Origin of the sequence: Rhizobium sp. 2YAF20, assembly GCF_052114685.1 — a bacterium.
Classification (GTDB): domain Bacteria; phylum Pseudomonadota; class Alphaproteobacteria; order Rhizobiales; family Rhizobiaceae; genus Rhizobium.
Genome location: NZ_JBFRFF010000048.1, coordinates 1 through 18,876 on the forward strand (window position 1 = coordinate 1; position 18,876 = coordinate 18,876).

Sequence of the window (18,876 nt, forward strand, 5' to 3'; positions counted from 1 at the left end):
GTCGTCAACAACGTGGCCTCCAACGGTTCGATCGCCGGCCAGGTGGCGATCGACGCTCCGGCGAGCGCGAGCAATCCGCTTGGCGCTTTGAACAGCATGACGGCCGGTGGCGCATTGTTCAATGTCAATGCAGCCCTTGCGGGCATCGCTTCCAATGGCGGCGCGACCGCCGGCAGCGGCCCAACGATTGGCGGCGGCCCGGCGATCAATGGCAATAGCTTGACGGCCAATGGCGGCGCGTCGGCCAATCCGAACAGCCTGATCGGCAAGCTCACCATCGCAATTGGAAATAGCGGCAATCTTGCCCAGACGCTTGCGGTCAACGGCGCTCAGCTTGCTGCCGTCGCCAAGCCGCAATCGGGCGGCGTCGGCGGCACGGTTCCAGGACAGGTCTTCCTGTTCGAGACGCGGGCAGCCTTCTTGGATGTGTCGAAGTTCTACGGTTCTGGGTATTTCATCGATCGCATCGGCTATACGCCCGAGACCAAGGTCCCGTTCCTCGGCGACGCTTATTTCGACAATCAACTCGTCGACGAGCAGTTGCGACAACTGGTCGGCGACGGCTTAGGTGCCGGTTCCTTCATCCCCGGCAACAACGCCATCGACCAGATGAAGACGCTGCTCGACAACGGCGTCACCTATGCTGCCGCGCATGGGTTTGCCCTCGGTCAGGCACTCACCCCTGAGCAGGCAGCGTCGCTCACTCAGTCTATGGTGATCTATCAGACCGAGACCATCGATGGCGCCCAGGTGCTGGTGCCGGTTGTTTATCTCTCGGCTGCAGACCGCGCAAAAATCGCCTCCTCCGCTGCCACCATCTCCGGTGGCTCCGTCAGCATGGATGTCGGCAGTCTCAACAATTCCGGTGCCATCACTGCTGCCGACGGCATGACCATCAATGCCAGCGACATCAAAGCCAATGGCGGCGCGTTCCTTGCCGGCGGCAACATGAACCTGAATGCCTCCAACGGCATCACGCTTGCCGCGCAGACCATGAATATCGGTGGCCAGACGGTGGTTGCCGCCAACGGCGGCGTGACCGCCGGCGGCAGCCTAAAGGTCGATGCCGGCGCCGGCAGCCTGACGCTTACCGGCACCAAGGTGACGAGCGGCGGCTCCGCGCAGCTCTCCGGGCAGACCGTGACAGTCGGCGCCGTCAAACAGGACAATGGTGGCACCCAGGCCCTCATCGGCACCAAGGTGACGACGGCCGGCAATCTCAACATCTCCGGCACCGATGGCGTCAACATCATCGCAAGCTCCGCCAATGTCGGCGGTGACCTGTCCCTCCTCTCCTCGAACGGTGCGGTCAACATCGTCTCGGCCGCAGCCGAAAATACGACCGTTTCCGCCGACCGCGACGGCACCACAACGACCACGACCAGCCTGACTGAGCAGGGCTCGTCATTGACTGCCGGCGGCGGCCTGCTGGTCGCGGGCGACCAGGGCGTGCTGATCGCCGGCTCCTCGCTCGACGCCGGAGGCAATATCGGCATCCTCTCGCAGAACGGCAATATCGCGATCGCGGCAGTGGCCAACGAGACCAGCAGCAGTTCGAAGACCACCGCCAGTGCGGCCAACGGCTACAAGAGCGGCAGTTCGACTTCCGCCTCGCTGACCAACACCGGTTCGTCGATCACCTCGGGCAATGGCGGCGTCACCGTCGAGGCCGACAATGGCTCGATCGGCGTCATCGGCTCCTCGATCGATGCCAAGGGCGGCTCGGCCAGCCTGATTGCGAAGAACGACATCACCATCGGTGAGACGACCGACAGCGCCTCTGCCGCAAGCCAATCCGGTTCGAAGAAGGCGAGCGAGACCACCGCCACCGCCAAGGGCTCCGAGATCTCCGGCCAGACCGGTGTCAACGTCATCTCCACCCAAGGCGACATCACCATCTCGGCGTCGCAGATCGCCGCCGGCGATGCAACGCACACCGCCAATGCCAACCTGAGTGCAGCCAACGGCAACATCCTCGTCGCCTCCGGCAAGGACACCAACGAGACGACAAGCGACAGCAAGTCAAGCGGCTTCCTGTCGACGTCGAAGACCCATACCCACAGCTACGACGAGGCCACCGTCGGCTCGTCGATCTCAGCAACCGGCAATATTAACTCAGTAGCCGGCGGCGAGAACGTCATCTCCGGTTCCAACATGGCAGCCGGCGGCAATCTCAGCCTCTCCGGCTCGACCGTCGCCATCATGGGGGCGGAAGAGACACACGAGAGCGACAGCACCAAGAAGAAGTCCGGCATCGGTGTCGGCTCCGGTGGCGGTTTCATCTCGATCTACGGCAGCAGCGACAAGACCAAGAGCAACAGCGAGACCGACAATGTCGGCTCTTCCCTGTCGTCGGGCGGGACGACGTCGATTACCTCGACACAAGGCGACGTCAACCTGTTCGGCTCGTCAGTCCATTCGGGCGCCGACACGGTGATTACCTCGGCGCGCGACGTCAACATGGCGCCGGGCGCAGAGGAGCAATCCTCCTCAAGCGACACCAAGCGCTCCGGTGTCGGCATCAAGTTCTCCACCGGCAGCGGTAGTGTCTCGGTCGGTCTCGGCTACGGTTCGTCGGAAGAGAAGCGGTCGCAAGACGCCCACACCAATGCCGTCGCCTCGATCGATGCTGACGGCGGCATCACCATCGCTGCCAATCGCGACATCAACGACCAGTCCGGCCAAATCCGTGCCACCGGCCCAGTGGATCTGGTTGCTGGCAACAGCGTCAACCTGCTCTCCAACAACGACGTCACCAATGCGTCGGAGATGCAGAAAGAGTTCTTTGCCGGCGTCAGCATCACCGCATCCTCCGCCCTCATCGGTGAAGGACAGGCAGCGGCGCAGGGCCTGAAGACTTTGGCGAGCGACAACAGCGCCTACGGCATCGCGCCAACCGTGCTTGCAGGCGTCAACGCCTACAATACGATTCAAAAAATATTGGCGCCGGCCAATCCGATTTCGCACACGAAGGATGTTGCCGCCTCCATCTCGATCACGGCCGGCGTCAGCTTCAGCCAGAGCTCGCAGGAATCGACGACCTCAATTCCAGTCCCTCCGACAGTGCGCGGCAGCTCGGTGACCATCGTCGCCGAATCCGGCGATATCACCGGGCGCGGTGTGCAGATCAGCGCTGGCTACGGCAAGGACGGCGAGAGATCGACTGCCACCTACGATCCCAACAACGGCAACATCCTGATCTCGGCTGCCGGCAACGTCGATCTGGAAAGCGTACCGGCGACGACTGTGAACTCGAGCAGCAGCAGCGCCGGCAGCGTCGCAGTCGGCTATAGTTGGGGCTTTGATGTCGACAAGAACCAAGTCAGTGCCGGCTTTACGGCAAGCGCCAGCGGCGGTCAGGGCAAGTCGCAAGGGTCGTCCGTCACCCAGGTCAATTCGAACGTCTTCGCCAGCAACACCGTCACGGTCGTTGCCGGCGACAAGCTGACGCTCGCCGGCGCCGTTCTTTCGGGCAACACCGTCAATGCCAGCGCTGCCAACGGCATCACCATCGAAAGCCGCCAGGACACCGCAACCTATGACGAGAAGTCGCAAAGCGCCTCGCTCGCCATCAGCGGCGGCGGGGTTTCTGGCGGCTATCAGAAGGGCACGATCGCCGGCGACTATGCCAGCGTCACCCAGCAGAGCGGCATCGTCGCCGGCTCCGGCGGCTATCATGTCACGACGAACGGAACGGTCGACCTGATAGGTGGCATCATCGCCTCGACCGCCGATCCGGCCAACAACGATCTGATCGCCAACCAGATCCTCTACTCGAATATCGCAAACTCGATGTCGGCGTCATCGACCAGCTACGGCGTCAGCCTGATTGGTCCCGGCATCCCCGTGCCCGTCGTCGGCCAGCCGGCCAAGCAGAGCGACCACGGCGAGACGTTGGCGACGATCACGCCCGGCAACTGGAGCCTTAGCAATCAGAGCCAGGACCTCTCCGGTCTCAACACCGATGCCTCCAAGGCCAACAACACCGTCAATCCATTTGACATCAGCAAGCTGCAGGCAGCCCAGCAGAGTGCGGCGGCACTGTCTCAGCTTGCCAATATGGCGATCGGCTCGCTGGCTGAGAAGATGAACTGGATCGAAGGCAGTCCGGAGAAGATCGCCCTGCATGCGGCAGCCGCCGCCGTCATCGCGCAGCTTGCCGGCGGCAATGCTGGACAGGCAGCCGCAGGCGCAGGGCTGGAAGAACTCGCCAACGGCATTCTGCAGCAGATGTAGAAGGCCAATCCCGATCTCACAGATGCGCAGAAGCTCGCGATTGGCGAATGGGCGGCAGCCTTCGTTGGTGCGGCAGCCGGTGGTACACAGGGGGCGGCGGCAAGTCTTGATAACTTCAACTACAACTATCTGCTTCACGACCAGATTCAAGACAACATTAAGAAGGTGGAGGATGCATGCGAGGGAGACAAAAAGAACTCACAGGCGTGCACAGATGCCGTTACGCAAGCCGTCACCGACCTAGCGACAAAAAGTATTGCTCAGGATAACGAGCTCGCCGCCTGCCGCACGGTCGACTGCGTCGACAAGGTCAAAGCACAGATCGATGCGTCTCGACCGTATTTGCAGGGCGATGTCACCGCGCTCAGCGACCTCATTCCCGCCGCGGGACAGATGGTCGACGGCAACCAGCTCACGAGCGGCTTCCTCACATCGGATACAATAACCGATCAGAATGTTGCTTCGGCCTACGCCGTTGCGCGCTATTGCGAAGCCAATCCAGGCAGTGGCTGCGCGAGCAGGGCTACAGCAATTGGTGTCGTTGCCTCCGCGCTACACACCGCCGTATTTGCGGCTCTTGCGGAGTGGAGTGCTATAAGAGCAGGCGGCAGCGAGCTTCTCGGCTTAGGTGCAGCTACCGAAGGAGAAGCAGTTTCTACGGCGGTGAAACCTTTGCCTAATGGCTATATGGCAGATGCGGAGGGGATCGTCTCCGGGCCGGGTAATGCAGCAGGCAATGTTGGAAAATACAGTCCTGTAACCGGTGCAACGGATGCTTCCGGGAATCAGATTTATATTGACGCTAATGGGAGGTATTACACTCTGACGAGTGACAGTGGTCGGGTGAATGTGCCATCGCCTAATCTTCCACTTGGCATTGGCGCTACTGGGCAAATAGGTGAGGATGCCCTCAAGGCGCTGGGCGGGCAGTCACAAAGGCCTTTCGACACCACTCTGGGGACGCGCGTTGTTGATCAACTTACGGAAGACAACATTGCGAACGAAGCTAAGACTGGGTACGCGTCATTGGATGCCGATACCATGTTACAAGTTGCCAAAGATGCCGAGCTATTGGCCAAGCGCCGAGTCGAAGGTGTCACGTGGAATTTCTATACCAGCCCTGTTACAGGGATTGTCGGTCCCTCACAGCCGTTAATCGATGCGCTTACCAAAGCCGGCATTAAGATCGTCATCCACTAAGGTGCAATACATATGCTTTTTAGAACCGACTATAACCCAGTGACAATGGCGTTCATCAATTCGCCCAAAAAGGATCTGAAGGAATTCTTTCGGGGGTTTATGGATAGTAAACCCGCATGTATCGCAGATTTAACCAGCAAAGTTAATCAATCTATTGGTTATGAGAGTTGGGAGCCGAATTTTTCGCCTGATTCATTGGATATGCTGGGAACATGGCTTTCTATGCAATTGAAAACGAGGGATATGACGACAGAAGAAATTGACGCCACTGAGAAAAGTATGAAGTATCCAATGGAATTTGAAAAGAAAGTCCTCACGAGTGAATCAAGATCACTTGTAGTAAAGACAGGGATGTATTTTGGCGAAGTTTTCGTAAAGAATTATCCCTCTCTGCAATGGGAACTGATCACAAGCGGCAGGAAAATGGGTGACACCTACGGACAGCCCGTCGTCACTGGTTTCAAGGTTTCTCCACTTAATCCAGTATGGATAGTAGGTGTATTTGCCAGCGGTTATGCGTTTGATCGTAAAAAAAGCCAATTGAGGGAAATGTATCAAGTTTGGGTTGGTGATATTGCGGACTGATGGGACGACATCTGATCGAAAGAATCCGATAGCGGGTCTTTCGACAACCGTAAGTAACGGTCACCTGAGTGCGACGCTGTGACATCCTACAAGATTGTGGAAGAATACTTCCACATATGCGTAATATAAATTACGGATAATTGGAGTATCATCATGGTTTCACGTGGCTTGACTAGCCGATAGATAGAAGCGATGAACGGCGATTTGAAACACGCACACGATCGATGTCAGTATCAGTTGATGATTGAGCAGCTAAGTTTATTTAAGGAGCAGAGATTGAGCCTTGGTCTCCTCGTGTCTCGCTTGAAGGGACTCGCATCGACACTTGAGTTGGCGCCTCCTTCCTGGAAGGACGAGTTCACTAACCATTGGGGCACTTTAGAGATTGTTTACGCGATGGCTTTGAATCGGGCGGAACGTGTTGCAGGCGATAGCCATAGCGAAGTTATTCTCAGCAAAGAGGAACGTTCGCTTGTTTTGTCATCAATCAATAACCTTCGACGACTTATTCCATTGGTCTCAGGTTCCGTCTGATGCGACCCAAGCGAGTTGGACGAGATGGTTGCAGCCTTGTTGGGCTAACAACGCACCCATTGGATCAGTTGCTAAGCGAAGTATCATTCGGTAGCGAATTGACCCTTGTCGGCGTCCCGTTTCCCCACGCGGAAACACACGTATTTGGGGCGTTGTGTTCTAGATCTAGGCTCGTGGAGCCCGGACAGTCCTAAGCGCGGCACACGACAGCAAAGTCGGCCCACCCATTCTCGGTATGGACTCTCAACTTGAACCGGCGGTCAAGTCTCCGTCGAGATTTCGCAAATGCATCGGTGGGTTGAATTGCTCTTCTGTTATAGAAGAAGGAGCCGATTTGTATCGTGGGGGAATGAATGACGCTTTCAGATTTGACCGATCCAACAGCCATCACCGCTGCGCTGGATGAGTTCGACCAACTCGGTCGAGAGAATTTTCTTCAAAAGTATGGCTTCCGACCGGCAAAAGCCTACTTCATTCGACGAAATGGAAAGCATTACGATTCAAAGGCGATTGTGGGCGCTGCCCGCGGCTTCCAGCACTCCGAGCTCGGGGCCCTTCGCTCCAACGAATTTAGGGGCGGCGATCAAACCGTTCGTGGGCTTCTTGAGCGACCGGGCTTCCAGGTGGTTGTCGAAGGAGAAAACCAAACGGCGGCAATTCAGGTCAAGGCATGGGTACAGGGTTGATATCAGCAGCGATTGATTCGATCAGCTCGGGCCTCGTTAAGAGCGTCTCCGGTGAGCTTGGGCTCAAGAATCTGCAGGCGTACAATGAACTGATGTCAGTGTCTGGGATGACGCCCGAACAGGCAGCTATGAATACGCCGTTGGGAAAATTGATGCAGCAACTGGGTTACAAGTCTGTAGTTGTGGACACTTCCAGTAACATGAGAGTATTTGTAAAGTATGGAAAATAGGTATAGCTAATGTCAGAGGCAAACCTGATAGACGACGCTCTTAGTTTGGGGTTAGCTCGCGAATTACTCGGCATGATGGAGGGCGAATCAGAGTATTCGGATATAGATTCAATTCTCAAGCTAGATAGGCACTCGGGAAGACTGTTAAACATGGCAACAAGGCATATAGATTTTATGCTTGAATTTGGCTGCGACGTAAAAGAACACAAAACTGCAAAAAAAGAGGGAAAAGTGTACAGCAGTTACCCCGAATATTTCGAGGCTTGGAAACTTGCGGGGATTCCCGGTATTTCACTTTCGCAATTGACAACCATGATTGAGGATAAGTCGTCAAAGCATATAAGCTGGGGCGGCAGGTTAGTGGATGAGTGATTGTAATGCGTGCGTTTGAGCGAATTAGAAAGACGCTTGTCGGTCGGCGTCTGAGCGCTGACGAAATCGTCAAAATCCTCATGCAACCACCACGCCGCAAAGTGACATTTATTTGATGTATTGCCGCTGTTGAGTGGGGATAAATCGAAAAATCTGCCCCCTCAAATCTTGAATTTTGCGCATCAGCCGTTCGGCTGCTCTGGCTCCCGTGCCGCATGGCGAACGCCGATAATCACAACATCCTCGGCCGTCACTTCGTAGAAGATCAAATAGGGGTAGGGCGGCGTCACGATCCGGCGCAAGCCGCTTTCGCTGGTGAGCTGGCCGGAGTAGGGATGCTGCACTAAGAGCGTGGTGATCGCCTGAATGCGCGCCTGAACATTACGCGCGCCTTGTGGTGATTGCTCGGCAATGTAGCCAAGAATATCGTCTAGCTCGGCAAGTGCCTTCGGGGTGTAGCGGAGATTCAAAGGCGGTGCTTCGCCCAAACAGCGCGCACCTCATCGTCTGTCGCAAATTCGCGACGTGAAGCTTGGGCGCGGGATTCCGCGAACGAAGCCGCTTCCTCCGGCGTAAGCTGAATGATGGGTTGCTCCTCGCCAGCGAGTTGCAGCAACAGCCGTGCAAGATCGTCCTGCATCGCAGGGGGCAGGGCGCGGACGGTATCAACCGCATGTTCAAGTAATTTCGTCATGGGGCGAGCGTATCACACCCCTGGCTGAACAAGCCAGCGGGGGCTGAGCGAATCAGAAAGCGGGCGCGTTATCATGGCGTTTTCTCCGTTTCGTTGTTGGTTGCATGGTCACATGCAACCTTGGTCTCGCCGAGGGTGGAGGTAGCAAGTGCAAGGGTTCGCATGCTGCTTGCAGCATTTTTTTGGCACTCGTTCTTACGGGGGGAGTGGGTTCAGCACCAAAACCGGTGCTTCGGCTCCCACGGCCAGGCCAGCCGTTCCCGAACAAGCTCATGGCCAAGGTCGCGGCGATCGACGGAAACGAATGCCATCGAATTACCGTGACGATCCGTGCTTACGCGGGCCATCGTGAAGGTTGATCCGGTCAGGAGCTGGCCAAGCCTGACCGTTGCGCGCTCAGCGCTGTCCTTCTCTCCGATGCATCGGGCGCGGTCATTCGGCGCATCGATATTGGCGATGCGGATCGTCTCTCGATGATTGCCCCATCTGTTGACGATGAAGCCATCGCCATTTGAGATCTGCAAAGTGACCGGCTCGCAGGCGCTGTTCTCACAGTAAGTTGCGTGAACGCTGAATGAAACAAACGCCGTCGACGATCGCGCGTCGGTAGGCGAGGCGGCGGCGATCGAAAGCAGCGTCGCGACCACAGCGCCTGCCATTTGGGTGCGGAATTTCTTCATCCGATCAGTCCCAGGGGATAATGGCCATGAGATCTTCGGCATCCTGGCTTGGATGGCGGCCGAGATTGGCGTTGAGCTTGCCATAGCCGGTGTTGACGGTGAGGGTGTAGTAGTCGCCTCCGTTCTGGTTCTGCTTCTTCCAGATGCCGCCAACCTCGATCCGCCTGCCGCGCGGGCTCTTGGCGAACAAGCGATAGACGGGGGCTTTCGGGTTTTCGCTATTGTAGGGTTCGCCAGCAATATCGATGTCGTAGGAGATCGAGGCGATGTTCCCTCGCAGGCTTTTCCCATCTTCGGCAAACTCGACGTAGTTCGTCAGCTCTATTGCATTCGCAGTCATGCAGGGGCTCTCCCTTTGTTTGGATTGAACTGATGTTAATAGTGAGGGATGGCGAAGCGCGTCACTCCGGTTTGGCAGAGTGCGAAAACAGCACCCGGTTTGGATGCGGCATGTCGGAATAGGCCCAGAGGCCGGCGCGGGATTGCTGCGCGACCCCCTCCTCGATGCTATAGGGCAGGTAGACTGGCTTACCGGTGTTTGCCATTGCGGCGAACGCAAACCCCTGGGTGATCAGCACAGTGCCGACGTCAAGGGCGTTGTTGCCGATGTGGGCCGAGCAGATCACGAGGATGGTGGAGGAATCGCCGGTGGCTGGCGCCATGACTTGAGCGACCGGAGCACAGGTGGGTTTCGTATCCTTGACGATCGCGGCCAGCATCGCGAGAGACACGGCACCACAGTCCTGTTTCTGGCCGGATTTGTCGGTATAGGTAGTGCCGCGAATGCACGCCTGGACACCGTAGAGGCGCATTGTCTGACTGGCTTGCTGCCAGCTGTCGCCGGTCAGGAACGTGACGCCCGACTGGGGGACGACAAAAGTGTGGGACGCGGGCTGAGGGTCCTGAGCATAGGCTGGACCTCGAAGAGCGGAGGCTGACACGGCGCCGGTAAGCAGGAAGACCTTGGCAATCCTCGTGATCGTTCCGTTCATTGCTGGCCCTCGCTGGCAGCAACGGGAGTGCAGTCCACACCATCATTGGAATTGGTGACGCAGCCGACATTGTAGCCAGCGCCGGATATCAGGTAGGCGCAAACACTGGTGCCGGCGCCATCGCGCGTGCCGGCCGCATTGCAGTCGAGGCCGGACTTTGCAAGGTTGTAGAGCTTTCCTCCCGTCCCGCAGCCAAACTGACATGCCTTGAGGATCGACGATTGCGAAACCGTGGCACATGTGCCTTGGTAGCAGACCTGCTGTCCGATCAGGCTTGTCATGCCGTTTTTCTGGGCGGCGTACCATTGACCGCGTTCATAGCGCTGCCAGGCTGCCACCTGTGCTGAAGGACTGTTCAAAAAATCCTCGCGCGAGCCGTCCCAATAGGCTTGCAGCGTTCCGCTATCACAGAATTGGAAGGCGCCGTAACAGCGGGTTCCATTGACGACGGGGGAAACACTGCTGAAGCTTCCTTCGCTGTGACTGACGTTGGAGGCGTATTCGGCGCACCCCGCTGGCATCCCCGCGTTCAGCAGGCTAAGGGCACTTTCGCCGGCGAATGCCAGTGATGCGACAAGGCCGAATGCCAGGCCGAGATTTGCAAAGAGATCTCTTTTGTTGGGCAACCATGGAGAGGCAGATGTGGATAGAGCGACAGTTGTCATCGAATGGGCTCCACATCGTAGGAGCCGGTGAAGGCCTTGCCGTTCTCTCCGATTTCCGAGGTCGTAAGTTTTTTGGCATCAGGCGACAGGATCGCGGTGCCGCCGAGCGGCATTTGCGGATTGGCCATCCGCACCGGTGGTGCGCTAGGCCTGATCGACACGAGCAGCGCGGTGCACATGCCCTGCAAATTGCAATCGCCATTTGTCTGGGACAGTAGCCACGTGCCCGATGGAGATTCGATACGCGCCGTGTAGATTTTGGCCGTTCCCATGGTCTGACGAATGCCGGCGAGATCGTCGTCGGTCCAGACGCCATCAGGATCATGCGTGGCATCCTTGATGGTGAGTTTAAGCGCCAACTTATAGCCATCCTGGGCAGAAGCATGGTCAGTGGAGGCCAGGCCGAGGATCAGGGTCGTGGCCAAAACAGCGAGGGTGCGTTTCATGAGATACCTCGAGGAAAGTTAGCGCGAGAGACGCCGCCGGATTGCGCGAGACCTGTCGATCAGCGCGGCAAGGAACGCTGACATGAGGTGCGCAAGATGGATTGGCTGGATCAGCAAAGTGCGCAGAAGCCGATAAAATGCGCCGACGGCCACGTATATGAATTTCAGGATGCAGATTGCTGCCGCACAGCAGAGCCCGATGAGCAATCCGTTGAACAGCAGAAAGAGCGCGAACACGACAATCGTGTAGGGGAGGTTGTCCAGCGGATGCGCGTAGGCGGATTTCGCAGCTGATGTGACCCATAGTCCGCCGATGGTGGTGATCCCGCTGATTGCAATCGCCGCAGCGACGATCTCTATCGGACCCAGACGATGGAAGAACCAGATCTCCTTAGGCATCACATATTCCTTTGAACCTGCGTTTGGCGAAGCGGATACTTCCGCCCGCTATTTCTTCAAATCGAACCAGGCACGGGTGCTTGTGCCGTCTTTCTGCTTGATGTCGAAATACCAGGGCCTGTCCCTTCGTGGTCGCGGTTGACGATCGATCTCAATCCGCTCGCCGCGCTCGGTCGTGTACTTGGCGCAATATTGTTCCGCGTTACTGCCATGTCCGGATTGGGCTTCTGCTTCGACATAACCGGTCGGGCAATCTTCGAACTCATCATAGCCAGGTGCTCCGGTCCCTGCCGCAGTGCAGACCGGCCAGGAAAAGCCGGGCAGCGCCATTGCGGCAATCAGCTTGTCCATCGGCGGAACACAGTAGGGGATACCGTGCCAGCTCGGGGTCTGCGCCGCGACGCAAAGGACAATCTGACAACCCCAATCTGCATCTGCGGCTCGCGCTAGCTGGTGCTCAGAGAGCCAAAGAGCGAGCGTGGCCGAGGCAAAAATACCGCATCGGGTGATCGATGACATAGGGATACCCACCAGTTACAAACTGTTTACAAAGCCACTTGCGTATGGCTCATGAATTTATATATATGCACTATATAAATCAGGAGACGCAAATGTCCATAGCCTCCATGCGCGCTGCGGCGCTTGTCGCAAACCTTGTTTTTCCTTCGCTGGTTTTGGCAAATGACGCGTCGCCAATTTCGACCGCCGTCTCCGTCACTGGCTCTTCCGACTGCACCGATGGCGCAGTGGATGCGCAGACTATTCAGCAGCTGATCGCAGAAGAGACGCAGCGCCAAGGCGTTGACATCAGATTGGCGCTGGCAATTTCCGATCAGGAGTCAGGCTTCGGTCGGCGGGTCAATTCACCGGCGGGTGCCCGTGGTCCCATGCAGCTCATGCCGGCAACGGCCGTGCGCTACAAGGTGGCGGACATTTGCGATGCCGCTCAGAACATTCGTGGCGGCGTCAGCTACCTCAAGGATCTGACCGCCATGTTCGGCGGAAACATCATGCTGGTGGTTGCGGCGTATAATGCGGGAGAGGGTCGTGTCGTTGCAGCGCGTGGCGTGCCTGACATCGCCGAGACCGTTTCCTACACTGCCTTGGTCACCAACGCCTATTTTGGCTTTGACAATGTGCTGAAGGGCGGCAAGCGGGGCGGCCAGGCCGTCAAGTTGGAGGCTCGCGCCGCTGCGGCTGATGTCGACTTGCTGGCGGAAGTGCCGTCCCCCGACAAGCCAATCCCCATCAATCAAACCAAAACGCAAGCCGGCGATCACGACTGGATCGGCGGCTCGGTTCTATACGTGCAGTAGCCCAAAAGGAGACCCAGATGAAGGCAAAGCTGTATGATCTCGCTCGGTCCGCGATATCCTTAAGACCGATCAATGGAAATAGTTTGGTCCTTGCGGGCATCGCCGGCGCTTTGGCGATCGGCAATGTCGATATGGCTTATGCCGCCGGCGATATTTTCCAGCCGATCAATTCGGTGTTCACGACACTCCTCAACTTCATGACTGGAACGTTTGCGACGACAGCGGCGACCATCGCCTGTGCGGCGGTGGGATATATGGCGCTGACGAGCCGGATCCCGTGGAGCTGGTGCTTCTCCATCATCGTTGGCATCGCCTTCATCTTTGGCGGCTCACAACTGGTGCAGTCGATGTCTTCCGGATTGGGCGGTTGATGAGCGAGGCCCAGGCAAAGGCGGAAGTGGCCCCGCTTGTTCTCGGTCTCACCCGACCGAGAATGTTCTGGGGCGTGCCGATCGGTCTGTTCGTCGGCGAGTTGATGATCGTCGTCATGACGTTCCTCAACACGAAGAACCTCGCAATGTTTCTCCTGTTTTTACCTTTGCATGCGGGCGCCTATGTCATCACGGTGCGCGATCCGCACCTGGCAAACGTCGTTCGGGTGCGGATCGCCAAATGCCCCTGGACGAAGAACCGTCACTTCTGGGGCGGCAATTCCTATAGGCCGTAAGGGGAGCAACGATGCAAAAGGCAGTTCGTAGGGATTTTCGATTTGGCGCCGAGATTGGCAGGGAAAAACCGATCTCGGCGCATGTTCCTTACCTCAGGCATGTCGATGAGGAAACGCTGCGGACCAAGGACGGGATGCTGCTGACGATCATCAAGGTCGACGGCTTCTGCCATCAGACCGCCGATCAGCAGATCATCGATGTCGAGGCGACGGCTCGCAACACGTTGGTTCGAGCGCTCGCCGACAGCCGGTTTGCAGTTTACTCCCATATCGTGCGGCGCCGGATACCGCCTGATATCGGCGGCGCGTTCGATATTCCGTTCTGCCGAGATCTCAATGAGCGCTATATGCGCGGCCTCACTGACAGCCGCATGTACACCAACGAGCTTCACCTGACGATCATCCGGCGCGGTTTTCAGGGCAAGGTCGGACTGGCGGATGGATTACTATCCCGCTTCCGCAAGGCGGCCGGTGTGTCGGAGCGGGCGCTCGATCGCGAGGCGCGGCAGGAACTGCGCCAGCACGTCGCCAACATCGTCAAGGGCATGGAACATTATGGCGCCCGGATCCTGAAAGCCGTGCTTCGGGAGCGAAGCGTCTTTTCTGAGCCGCTCGAGTTCCTGGCCATGCTTTTGAATGGCGGCCAACAGGTCAACATGGCACTGCCGCGTATGCCGCTCGACGAGTATCTGCCGACCCGGCGAATTACCTTTGGTCGGCGCCTGTTCGAGATGCGGGGTGGTAGCGACAGCGAAACGCGGTTCGGTGTGATGCTGTCGATCCGCGAATACCCACCCTATACCGCAGCCGGCATGATCGATGGGCTGCTAAAAGTCCCCGGGGAATTCATCCTATCGCAGAGTTTTGCCCTGCAGGATCGTGCGCCAATCCTTTCCGAGATGGATCGGATCGAACGGCAGATCAGTGTGTCGGACGAACGCGGCACCAGCCTCGAAAGCGCGATCTCGATTGCCAGAGACGAGTTGGTCAATGGCCGATCAGTGATGGGCTATCACCATCTGTCGGTCATGGCGCTTGGGCATGCCATCAAGGAAGCCGAGTCCAGCGCCCAAGCCATCACCAAGGAATTACAGAATGCCGGCATGGTGGTGGTGCGCGAGGATCTGAATGCCGAACCGGTGTTTTACGCCCAGCTCCCGGGCAACTTTTCCTATATCGCCAGGCGCGCGCTGATCTCGTCACGCAATTTCTGCGGACTGGCATCCTACCATAATTTTGCACTCGGCAAGCCCACTGGCAATCACTGGGGACCGGCGGTGTCGTTGCTGCAGACGACGTCAATGACACCGTATTTCTTCAATTTCCATAAGGGCGAAGTCGGCAACTTCATCGTCACCGGCCCGACAGGGTCGGGCAAAACGGTGGCGCTGCTGTTTCTGCTGTCGCAGGCGATGCGCGCGAGACCGCAGCCGCGTTGCGCTTTCTTCGACAAGGACCGCGGCGGCGAGATTTTTATTCGGGCCTGTGGCGGTCAGTACGAGGTGCTGCAGCCGGGTATTCCAACTGGTTTCAATCCGCTGCAGCTCGAAGACAGTCCCGACAACAGGGCCTTCGTCTACGATCTCTTGAGCTATTTGGTTCGGCCGAAGGACGAGACCGAAAAGCTTGGTCCCGAGCAGGAGAAAATCCTGGCCCGCGCCGTCGAGCATATCTTCAATGTACCGATCCGCGAGCGGCTGTTCTCGGACGTCGTCCACCTGTTGCGGGGCGGCGAGGTTGCCGGCCGCGACGATCTGGCATCGCGTTTTGAGGCGTGGTGCGATACCCGCGGATGGTTGTTCAACAATCCGGTGGATCTTTGGGATGCGGATCGCGGCGTCTTCGGCTTTGATCTGACGGCCGTGCTCGACGATCCGGAGATCCGCACGGCAGCACTCGGCTACATCTTCTTCCGGATCGGCCAGATGCTCGACGGCGAGCGGCCGATGATGCTGTTCGTCGATGAGGGCTGGAAGCTCTTGGGCGACGACAGGGCCGGCGCCTTCATCAACGACCAGCTGAAAACCATCCGCAAGAAGAACGGCATTGTCGGGATTGGCACGCAATCGGCTCGTGACATCACGACATCGCGGATCGCCCATACGCTGCTTGAGCAAAGCCCGACGACCATCTTCTTCCCCAATCCGAAAGCCGATCGGGACAGCTATGTCAATGGCTTCGGGCTTTCAGAAGTTGAGTTCGAATGGGTCAAATCGACGTCTTCGAGCAGCCGTCAATTCCTGGTCAAACATGACCATGACAGCGTGATCGCGCGTCTGGATCTCTCCGCACTCCCAGACTTCATCAAGGTCCTGTCCGGCCGAGCGGAAACGGTCGCCGAATGTGAGCGCCTGCGTCGGCGCTACGGCGATGCCCCGGAAAATTGGCTCCCATACTTTTGCGGCTGGGACGAGGAGCCCTCCTGGCAGGAGGAGGCTTCCTCGCGGGAAGTGCCTGCCTATTCCTTTGAGCAGATGGAGGAACAGTAATGAGGATACGCCATCTGCACAGCGCTTTGTGCCTGGTACCGCTGGCGATGGCTTCAGCCGTTTCGCCGGCTGCGGCGCAAGTACCGGTCAATGATGCAGCCCGGACGAAAGAGGAGACCAACACGGCGGTGTGCATGCAGAGAGCGCGAACCTTCAAACAATCTTCCGTGACACCCTCGCGTGGTGTCACGTCAAGTGTGACGACCAAAGCCGATCTTGCCGGCATGCAGCAGGTCAACGGAGCGGCAGTCAGCGGGTCACCCCTTTCCGGAACCTCGATTGCCAACAGCGACCTGTCGATCCTTCTGGCCGTCGGTCAGAGCGTCCAGGCGCTGAAGACGAAGAACGTCGGCCAGGTGGTGAACGCGCTGGCAGCAGTCGCAGCCGCGATCAACGCTAACACATCGACACTCAAGAACCAGGCAACCGCGATTGGCTCTGCCAACTCCCTGCAGGGCGCATTCGACCAGAACACCGCGGCGCGCCTGTCGGGCGCCCAGATCTGGAACCAGGCCATCCAGGCGGTGACAACAACGGTTCGACTACGAAACCAGCGGCTTGTCGATCAAGCCGCAGCGGACAGTGCTGCGGCAAAAGTCATGGCCTACGATCCGGGCTCGGTGTCGTTCGTCGGCGGCAATGGCGGCAATGGTGGCAATGAGTAGGAGAGCTCACCCGATGAAGACATTCAACATCTCGTCCAAAGCTGCCTTGGTCGCGGTAATGACGGCGGTTCCATGCGGCATTGTTTTTGCCCAGGTTCCAGTTATCGACGATGCGACGCTGTCACAGGCAACCAAGACCGCCTCGAATACGGCGGAGATCATGTCGTCGAATAGCGATATCCTGCAAACGGTGAACCGGACGCTTGCCGCTGTCACCGGAAATCGCTCCACCAGCGAAATTGCGGGTGCGGCTCTTGGCTCGGGCTTTTCGATCGGCAATGCCCCTGACTTTTCCTCGCTGCTCAGCGGGCAGATGTCCTGGGGCAATCTGGGCTCATACGGCAATACTGCTGCAACGATCCTCAACGGTCTGAACCTGGTCAAGTCGTTGTCCGGCGAGACCGGAAGCGCAAATTTGACGCGCGGTGACAAAGCCTATCAAGGCCTGGTGAATACTGCGACCGCGCTCACCGCCTCGATCGCCGGAACGCAAAACAGTGCGCAGCAGCGCTCGGCAGCGTTTCAGGCTGTTCAGGGACAGATCGGAACAGCAACCGACATCAAGGGCTCGATCGATCAGAACTCGCAAGTCCAGACGCAGACCGCGCAAACGGTCAACGAGCTCGTCGGCGCCGTGAACACCGGAAACGCTGCCCTCAATGCCGAACAGATGCGGCAACTGGCAGCGGAAGCGGCGACGGCTCAGTTCATGACCTATGACGCGGGCCAAGTTTCGTTCGTGGGGCAATGAAAGCGATGACCATACGGACGTTTAAGATGCCATTCCTCGCACTGGTGGTTGCCGCCTTTGCGGCATTGCCGGGATGCGCTGGGCATAAGGAGCTCAAAGCTCCGTGCTCGGTTGAGACAAGCTCGTTCTTCTCCTCGCAGGCCTATGCCAGTGGCGTCAACGAAAACTGCGGGCCGATGGTCCACCAACAGGCCGTGACCATTCTTTGATCAGCGAGGCAGCATGAACCCGTTCGATATTCTGTTTGGCAAGATCGACAGCATGGGCGTCAGCGCGGTTGAGACCATGTATACGACGCTTGCCAGTTATCTCGGGCCGTTGTTCCTGGCAGGGCTCACCGTCTATGTGGTCTGGTGGGGATATGAGATGCTGTTCGGTCGTGCGCAGATGACGGCCGGCGCGTTCGTCTGGCGGTTTGGTCGGGCATTCATCTGCTACACGCTGATCGTGTCGTGGGCCACCTATCAGCCACTGATCGTCCAGCCTTTGCTGGAGGCGCCCGATGGTATGGCGACGATTGTTTGCCAGTCGACCGGCGGCAGCAATTGCGGCGGCGACGGCAGTTCAGGCTCGTCGGTCACGCAAGGGCTCACCGATATCTGGAATAGCGGCATTGCCGTGGTCAAGGCCATGGTCGATGCCGGTGGCATCACGGCTGTCGGCATGTACATCCTTGCCATCGTCGTGCTCGCAGTTGTCTGCATTCTCTGCGCCATCGCCGTCACGCTGCTGATGATCGGCAAGATGACGATGTTCATCCTGCTGGCGATCGGGCCAATCGTCTTGTGTTGCGCGCTGTTCAATTTGACATCGCGGGTCGTGGACGGCTGGATTTCCAGTCTCGCCGGTTACGCGCTGCTGCCGATCATCGTCTATGTCATTCTGGGCTTTATGCTGACGCTGCTGAAGGGCAGGGTCGATGCGCTGACCGCCGATGCCAGTGCGGCAAACATGACGACATTGGCTCCCTTCATGCTGATGTCGATTGTCACAGCCTTTCTCTTGACCCACTCGATCTCGATTGCCCTGGCAATCGCCGGCGGCGGCCCGCGAATAGACGCGCTCGGTGCCGCGGCAGGCGTAATGACGGCAAGGCTTAGCTGGAGAGCCGCCTTCGGCTCTGGGCGCGGCATCGCCCAGGCCGGCGACTATCTGTTCAATCAACGACACGGCGGCGGAGCGACGATCGGTGATGGCGATCCAGCGGCCGCGCAGGTGCGCGCTGCAGCCGCGAACGCCCGCAAATAAGCATGTCAATAAAGATCCTCG

23 protein-coding genes are annotated in these 18,876 nt (G+C 58.1%); 14 read left to right on the plus strand and 9 right to left on the minus strand.

From position 1 onward, the window contains the following. From AB4Z52_RS31415 to AB4Z52_RS31440, 6 genes are all read left to right on the plus strand, one after another. Nucleotides 1-4,236, plus strand: a 4,236-nt coding sequence (locus tag AB4Z52_RS31415) for a beta strand repeat-containing protein (protein WP_442221783.1), incomplete at its 5' end; no start/stop codon positions are given. A gap of 165 nt (nt 4,237-4,401) precedes the next feature. Further along, nucleotides 4,402-5,436 (plus strand): hypothetical protein, encoded by a 1,035-nt coding sequence (locus AB4Z52_RS31420; RefSeq protein WP_442221784.1) that lies wholly within the window; start codon nt 4,402-4,404, stop codon nt 5,434-5,436. Nucleotides 5,437-5,448: 12 nt separating this feature from the next. Next, nucleotides 5,449-6,021: a hypothetical protein gene (locus AB4Z52_RS31425; protein WP_442221785.1), complete on the plus strand. Its 573-nt coding sequence runs from the start codon at nt 5,449-5,451 to the stop codon at nt 6,019-6,021. Nucleotides 6,022-6,213: 192 nt separating this feature from the next. Beyond that, the gene (locus AB4Z52_RS31430) at nt 6,214-6,555 is read left to right on the plus strand and encodes a hypothetical protein (RefSeq protein ID WP_442221786.1); all 342 of its coding nucleotides are present in this window, start codon (nt 6,214-6,216) and stop codon (nt 6,553-6,555) included. Nucleotides 6,556-6,908: 353 nt separating this feature from the next. Then, the gene (locus tag AB4Z52_RS31435; RefSeq protein ID WP_442221787.1) at nt 6,909-7,241 is read left to right on the plus strand and encodes a hypothetical protein; all 333 of its coding nucleotides are present in this window, start codon (nt 6,909-6,911) and stop codon (nt 7,239-7,241) included. A gap of 239 nt (nt 7,242-7,480) precedes the next feature. Next, nucleotides 7,481-7,843, plus strand: coding sequence for a hypothetical protein (locus tag AB4Z52_RS31440; RefSeq protein WP_442221788.1), 363 nt, complete (start codon nt 7,481-7,483; stop codon nt 7,841-7,843). 182 nt (nt 7,844-8,025) lie between these two features. On the opposite strand, the gene AB4Z52_RS31445 is transcribed toward AB4Z52_RS31440, so the two are convergent. From AB4Z52_RS31445 to AB4Z52_RS31485, 9 genes are all read right to left on the minus strand, one after another. Then, nucleotides 8,026-8,331, minus strand: a complete 306-nt coding sequence (locus AB4Z52_RS31445; protein ID WP_442221789.1) for a type II toxin-antitoxin system RelE/ParE family toxin — start codon at nt 8,329-8,331, stop codon at nt 8,026-8,028. After that, a complete protein-coding gene (locus tag AB4Z52_RS31450; RefSeq protein WP_442221790.1) occupies nt 8,310-8,537 on the minus strand; it encodes a hypothetical protein in 228 nt (75 codons plus the stop codon). The genes AB4Z52_RS31445 and AB4Z52_RS31450 overlap by 22 nt, the downstream gene beginning before the upstream one ends. Before the next feature lie 212 nt (nt 8,538-8,749). Then, the gene (locus AB4Z52_RS31455) at nt 8,750-9,217 is read right to left on the minus strand and encodes a thermonuclease family protein (protein WP_442221791.1); all 468 of its coding nucleotides are present in this window, start codon (nt 9,215-9,217) and stop codon (nt 8,750-8,752) included. 4 nt (nt 9,218-9,221) lie between these two features. Then, the gene (locus AB4Z52_RS31460; RefSeq protein WP_442221792.1) at nt 9,222-9,557 is read right to left on the minus strand and encodes a DUF736 family protein; all 336 of its coding nucleotides are present in this window, start codon (nt 9,555-9,557) and stop codon (nt 9,222-9,224) included. A 61-nt stretch (nt 9,558-9,618) separates the two neighbouring features. Then, nucleotides 9,619-10,209, minus strand: a complete 591-nt coding sequence (locus AB4Z52_RS31465) for a thermonuclease family protein (RefSeq protein ID WP_442221793.1) — start codon at nt 10,207-10,209, stop codon at nt 9,619-9,621. After that, nucleotides 10,206-10,874 carry an acyltransferase gene (locus AB4Z52_RS31470; protein ID WP_442221794.1) on the minus strand — a complete coding sequence of 223 codons (669 nt, stop codon included), beginning with the start codon at nt 10,872-10,874 and terminating at the stop codon, nt 10,206-10,208. The genes AB4Z52_RS31465 and AB4Z52_RS31470 overlap by 4 nt, the downstream gene beginning before the upstream one ends. Then, entirely contained in the window at nt 10,871-11,320 is a 450-nt protein-coding gene (locus AB4Z52_RS31475) for a hypothetical protein (protein ID WP_442221795.1), read from the minus strand. The genes AB4Z52_RS31470 and AB4Z52_RS31475 overlap by 4 nt, the downstream gene beginning before the upstream one ends. Before the next feature lie 18 nt (nt 11,321-11,338). After that, entirely contained in the window at nt 11,339-11,719 is a 381-nt protein-coding gene (locus tag AB4Z52_RS31480; protein ID WP_442221796.1) for a hypothetical protein, read from the minus strand. Between the two features lie 48 nt (nt 11,720-11,767). After that, a complete protein-coding gene (locus AB4Z52_RS31485) occupies nt 11,768-12,238 on the minus strand; it encodes a hypothetical protein (protein WP_442221797.1) in 471 nt (156 codons plus the stop codon). A gap of 92 nt (nt 12,239-12,330) precedes the next feature. Between AB4Z52_RS31485 and AB4Z52_RS31490 the strand changes: the two genes are divergently transcribed. From AB4Z52_RS31490 to AB4Z52_RS31525, 8 genes are read left to right on the plus strand one after another with little or no spacing between them, the layout of a single operon-like run. Then, nucleotides 12,331-13,035, plus strand: coding sequence for a lytic transglycosylase domain-containing protein (locus AB4Z52_RS31490; RefSeq protein WP_442221798.1), 705 nt, complete (start codon nt 12,331-12,333; stop codon nt 13,033-13,035). A gap of 17 nt (nt 13,036-13,052) precedes the next feature. Next, nucleotides 13,053-13,406 carry a TrbC/VirB2 family protein gene (locus tag AB4Z52_RS31495; RefSeq protein ID WP_442221799.1) on the plus strand — a complete coding sequence of 118 codons (354 nt, stop codon included), beginning with the start codon at nt 13,053-13,055 and terminating at the stop codon, nt 13,404-13,406. Continuing rightward, nucleotides 13,406-13,702, plus strand: a complete 297-nt coding sequence (locus AB4Z52_RS31500; RefSeq protein ID WP_442221800.1) for a type IV secretion system protein VirB3 — start codon at nt 13,406-13,408, stop codon at nt 13,700-13,702. Before AB4Z52_RS31495 ends, AB4Z52_RS31500 begins: the two co-directional genes overlap by 1 nt. Nucleotides 13,703-13,713: 11 nt before the next feature. Beyond that, a complete protein-coding gene (locus tag AB4Z52_RS31505; protein ID WP_442221801.1) occupies nt 13,714-16,191 on the plus strand; it encodes a VirB4 family type IV secretion/conjugal transfer ATPase in 2,478 nt (825 codons plus the stop codon). Next, entirely contained in the window at nt 16,191-16,856 is a 666-nt protein-coding gene (locus tag AB4Z52_RS31510; RefSeq protein ID WP_442221802.1) for a hypothetical protein, read from the plus strand. Before AB4Z52_RS31505 ends, AB4Z52_RS31510 begins: the two co-directional genes overlap by 1 nt. 13 nt (nt 16,857-16,869) lie before the next feature. Beyond that, nucleotides 16,870-17,607, plus strand: coding sequence for a type IV secretion system protein (locus AB4Z52_RS31515; RefSeq protein ID WP_442221803.1), 738 nt, complete (start codon nt 16,870-16,872; stop codon nt 17,605-17,607). 26 nt (nt 17,608-17,633) lie between these two features. Next, on the plus strand, nt 17,634-17,816 hold the full coding sequence (locus tag AB4Z52_RS31520) for a hypothetical protein (RefSeq protein WP_442221804.1): 183 nt from the start codon (nt 17,634-17,636) through the stop codon (nt 17,814-17,816). Nucleotides 17,817-17,829: 13 nt separating this feature from the next. Beyond that, nucleotides 17,830-18,855, plus strand: a complete 1,026-nt coding sequence (locus AB4Z52_RS31525; RefSeq protein WP_442221805.1) for a type IV secretion system protein — start codon at nt 17,830-17,832, stop codon at nt 18,853-18,855. Nucleotides 18,856-18,876 lie beyond the last annotated feature (21 nt).

Excerpts from the sequence above, each read along its gene's own strand:
- AB4Z52_RS31425 (WP_442221785.1), top strand. The coding sequence starts at position 5,449 with ATGCTTTTTAGAACCGACTATAACCCAGTGACAATGGCGTTCATCAAT.
- AB4Z52_RS31430 (WP_442221786.1), top strand. The coding sequence starts at position 6,214 with ATGAACGGCGATTTGAAACACGCACACGATCGATGTCAGTATCAGTTG.
- AB4Z52_RS31435 (WP_442221787.1), top strand. The coding sequence starts at position 6,909 with ATGACGCTTTCAGATTTGACCGATCCAACAGCCATCACCGCTGCGCTG.
- AB4Z52_RS31440 (WP_442221788.1), top strand. The coding sequence starts at position 7,481 with ATGTCAGAGGCAAACCTGATAGACGACGCTCTTAGTTTGGGGTTAGCT.
- AB4Z52_RS31450 (WP_442221790.1), bottom strand. The coding sequence starts at position 8,537 with ATGACGAAATTACTTGAACATGCGGTTGATACCGTCCGCGCCCTGCCC.
- AB4Z52_RS31455 (WP_442221791.1), bottom strand. The coding sequence starts at position 9,217 with ATGAAGAAATTCCGCACCCAAATGGCAGGCGCTGTGGTCGCGACGCTG.
- AB4Z52_RS31460 (WP_442221792.1), bottom strand. The coding sequence starts at position 9,557 with ATGACTGCGAATGCAATAGAGCTGACGAACTACGTCGAGTTTGCCGAA.
- AB4Z52_RS31465 (WP_442221793.1), bottom strand. The coding sequence starts at position 10,209 with ATGAACGGAACGATCACGAGGATTGCCAAGGTCTTCCTGCTTACCGGC.
- AB4Z52_RS31470 (WP_442221794.1), bottom strand. The coding sequence starts at position 10,874 with ATGACAACTGTCGCTCTATCCACATCTGCCTCTCCATGGTTGCCCAAC.
- AB4Z52_RS31475 (WP_442221795.1), bottom strand. The coding sequence starts at position 11,320 with ATGAAACGCACCCTCGCTGTTTTGGCCACGACCCTGATCCTCGGCCTG.
- AB4Z52_RS31480 (WP_442221796.1), bottom strand. The coding sequence starts at position 11,719 with ATGCCTAAGGAGATCTGGTTCTTCCATCGTCTGGGTCCGATAGAGATC.
- AB4Z52_RS31485 (WP_442221797.1), bottom strand. The coding sequence starts at position 12,238 with ATGTCATCGATCACCCGATGCGGTATTTTTGCCTCGGCCACGCTCGCT.
- AB4Z52_RS31490 (WP_442221798.1), top strand. The coding sequence starts at position 12,331 with ATGTCCATAGCCTCCATGCGCGCTGCGGCGCTTGTCGCAAACCTTGTT.
- AB4Z52_RS31495 (WP_442221799.1), top strand. The coding sequence starts at position 13,053 with ATGAAGGCAAAGCTGTATGATCTCGCTCGGTCCGCGATATCCTTAAGA.
- AB4Z52_RS31500 (WP_442221800.1), top strand. The coding sequence starts at position 13,406 with ATGAGCGAGGCCCAGGCAAAGGCGGAAGTGGCCCCGCTTGTTCTCGGT.
- AB4Z52_RS31505 (WP_442221801.1), top strand. The coding sequence starts at position 13,714 with ATGCAAAAGGCAGTTCGTAGGGATTTTCGATTTGGCGCCGAGATTGGC.
- AB4Z52_RS31510 (WP_442221802.1), top strand. The coding sequence starts at position 16,191 with ATGAGGATACGCCATCTGCACAGCGCTTTGTGCCTGGTACCGCTGGCG.
- AB4Z52_RS31515 (WP_442221803.1), top strand. The coding sequence starts at position 16,870 with ATGAAGACATTCAACATCTCGTCCAAAGCTGCCTTGGTCGCGGTAATG.
- AB4Z52_RS31520 (WP_442221804.1), top strand. The coding sequence starts at position 17,634 with ATGCCATTCCTCGCACTGGTGGTTGCCGCCTTTGCGGCATTGCCGGGA.
- AB4Z52_RS31525 (WP_442221805.1), top strand. The coding sequence starts at position 17,830 with ATGAACCCGTTCGATATTCTGTTTGGCAAGATCGACAGCATGGGCGTC.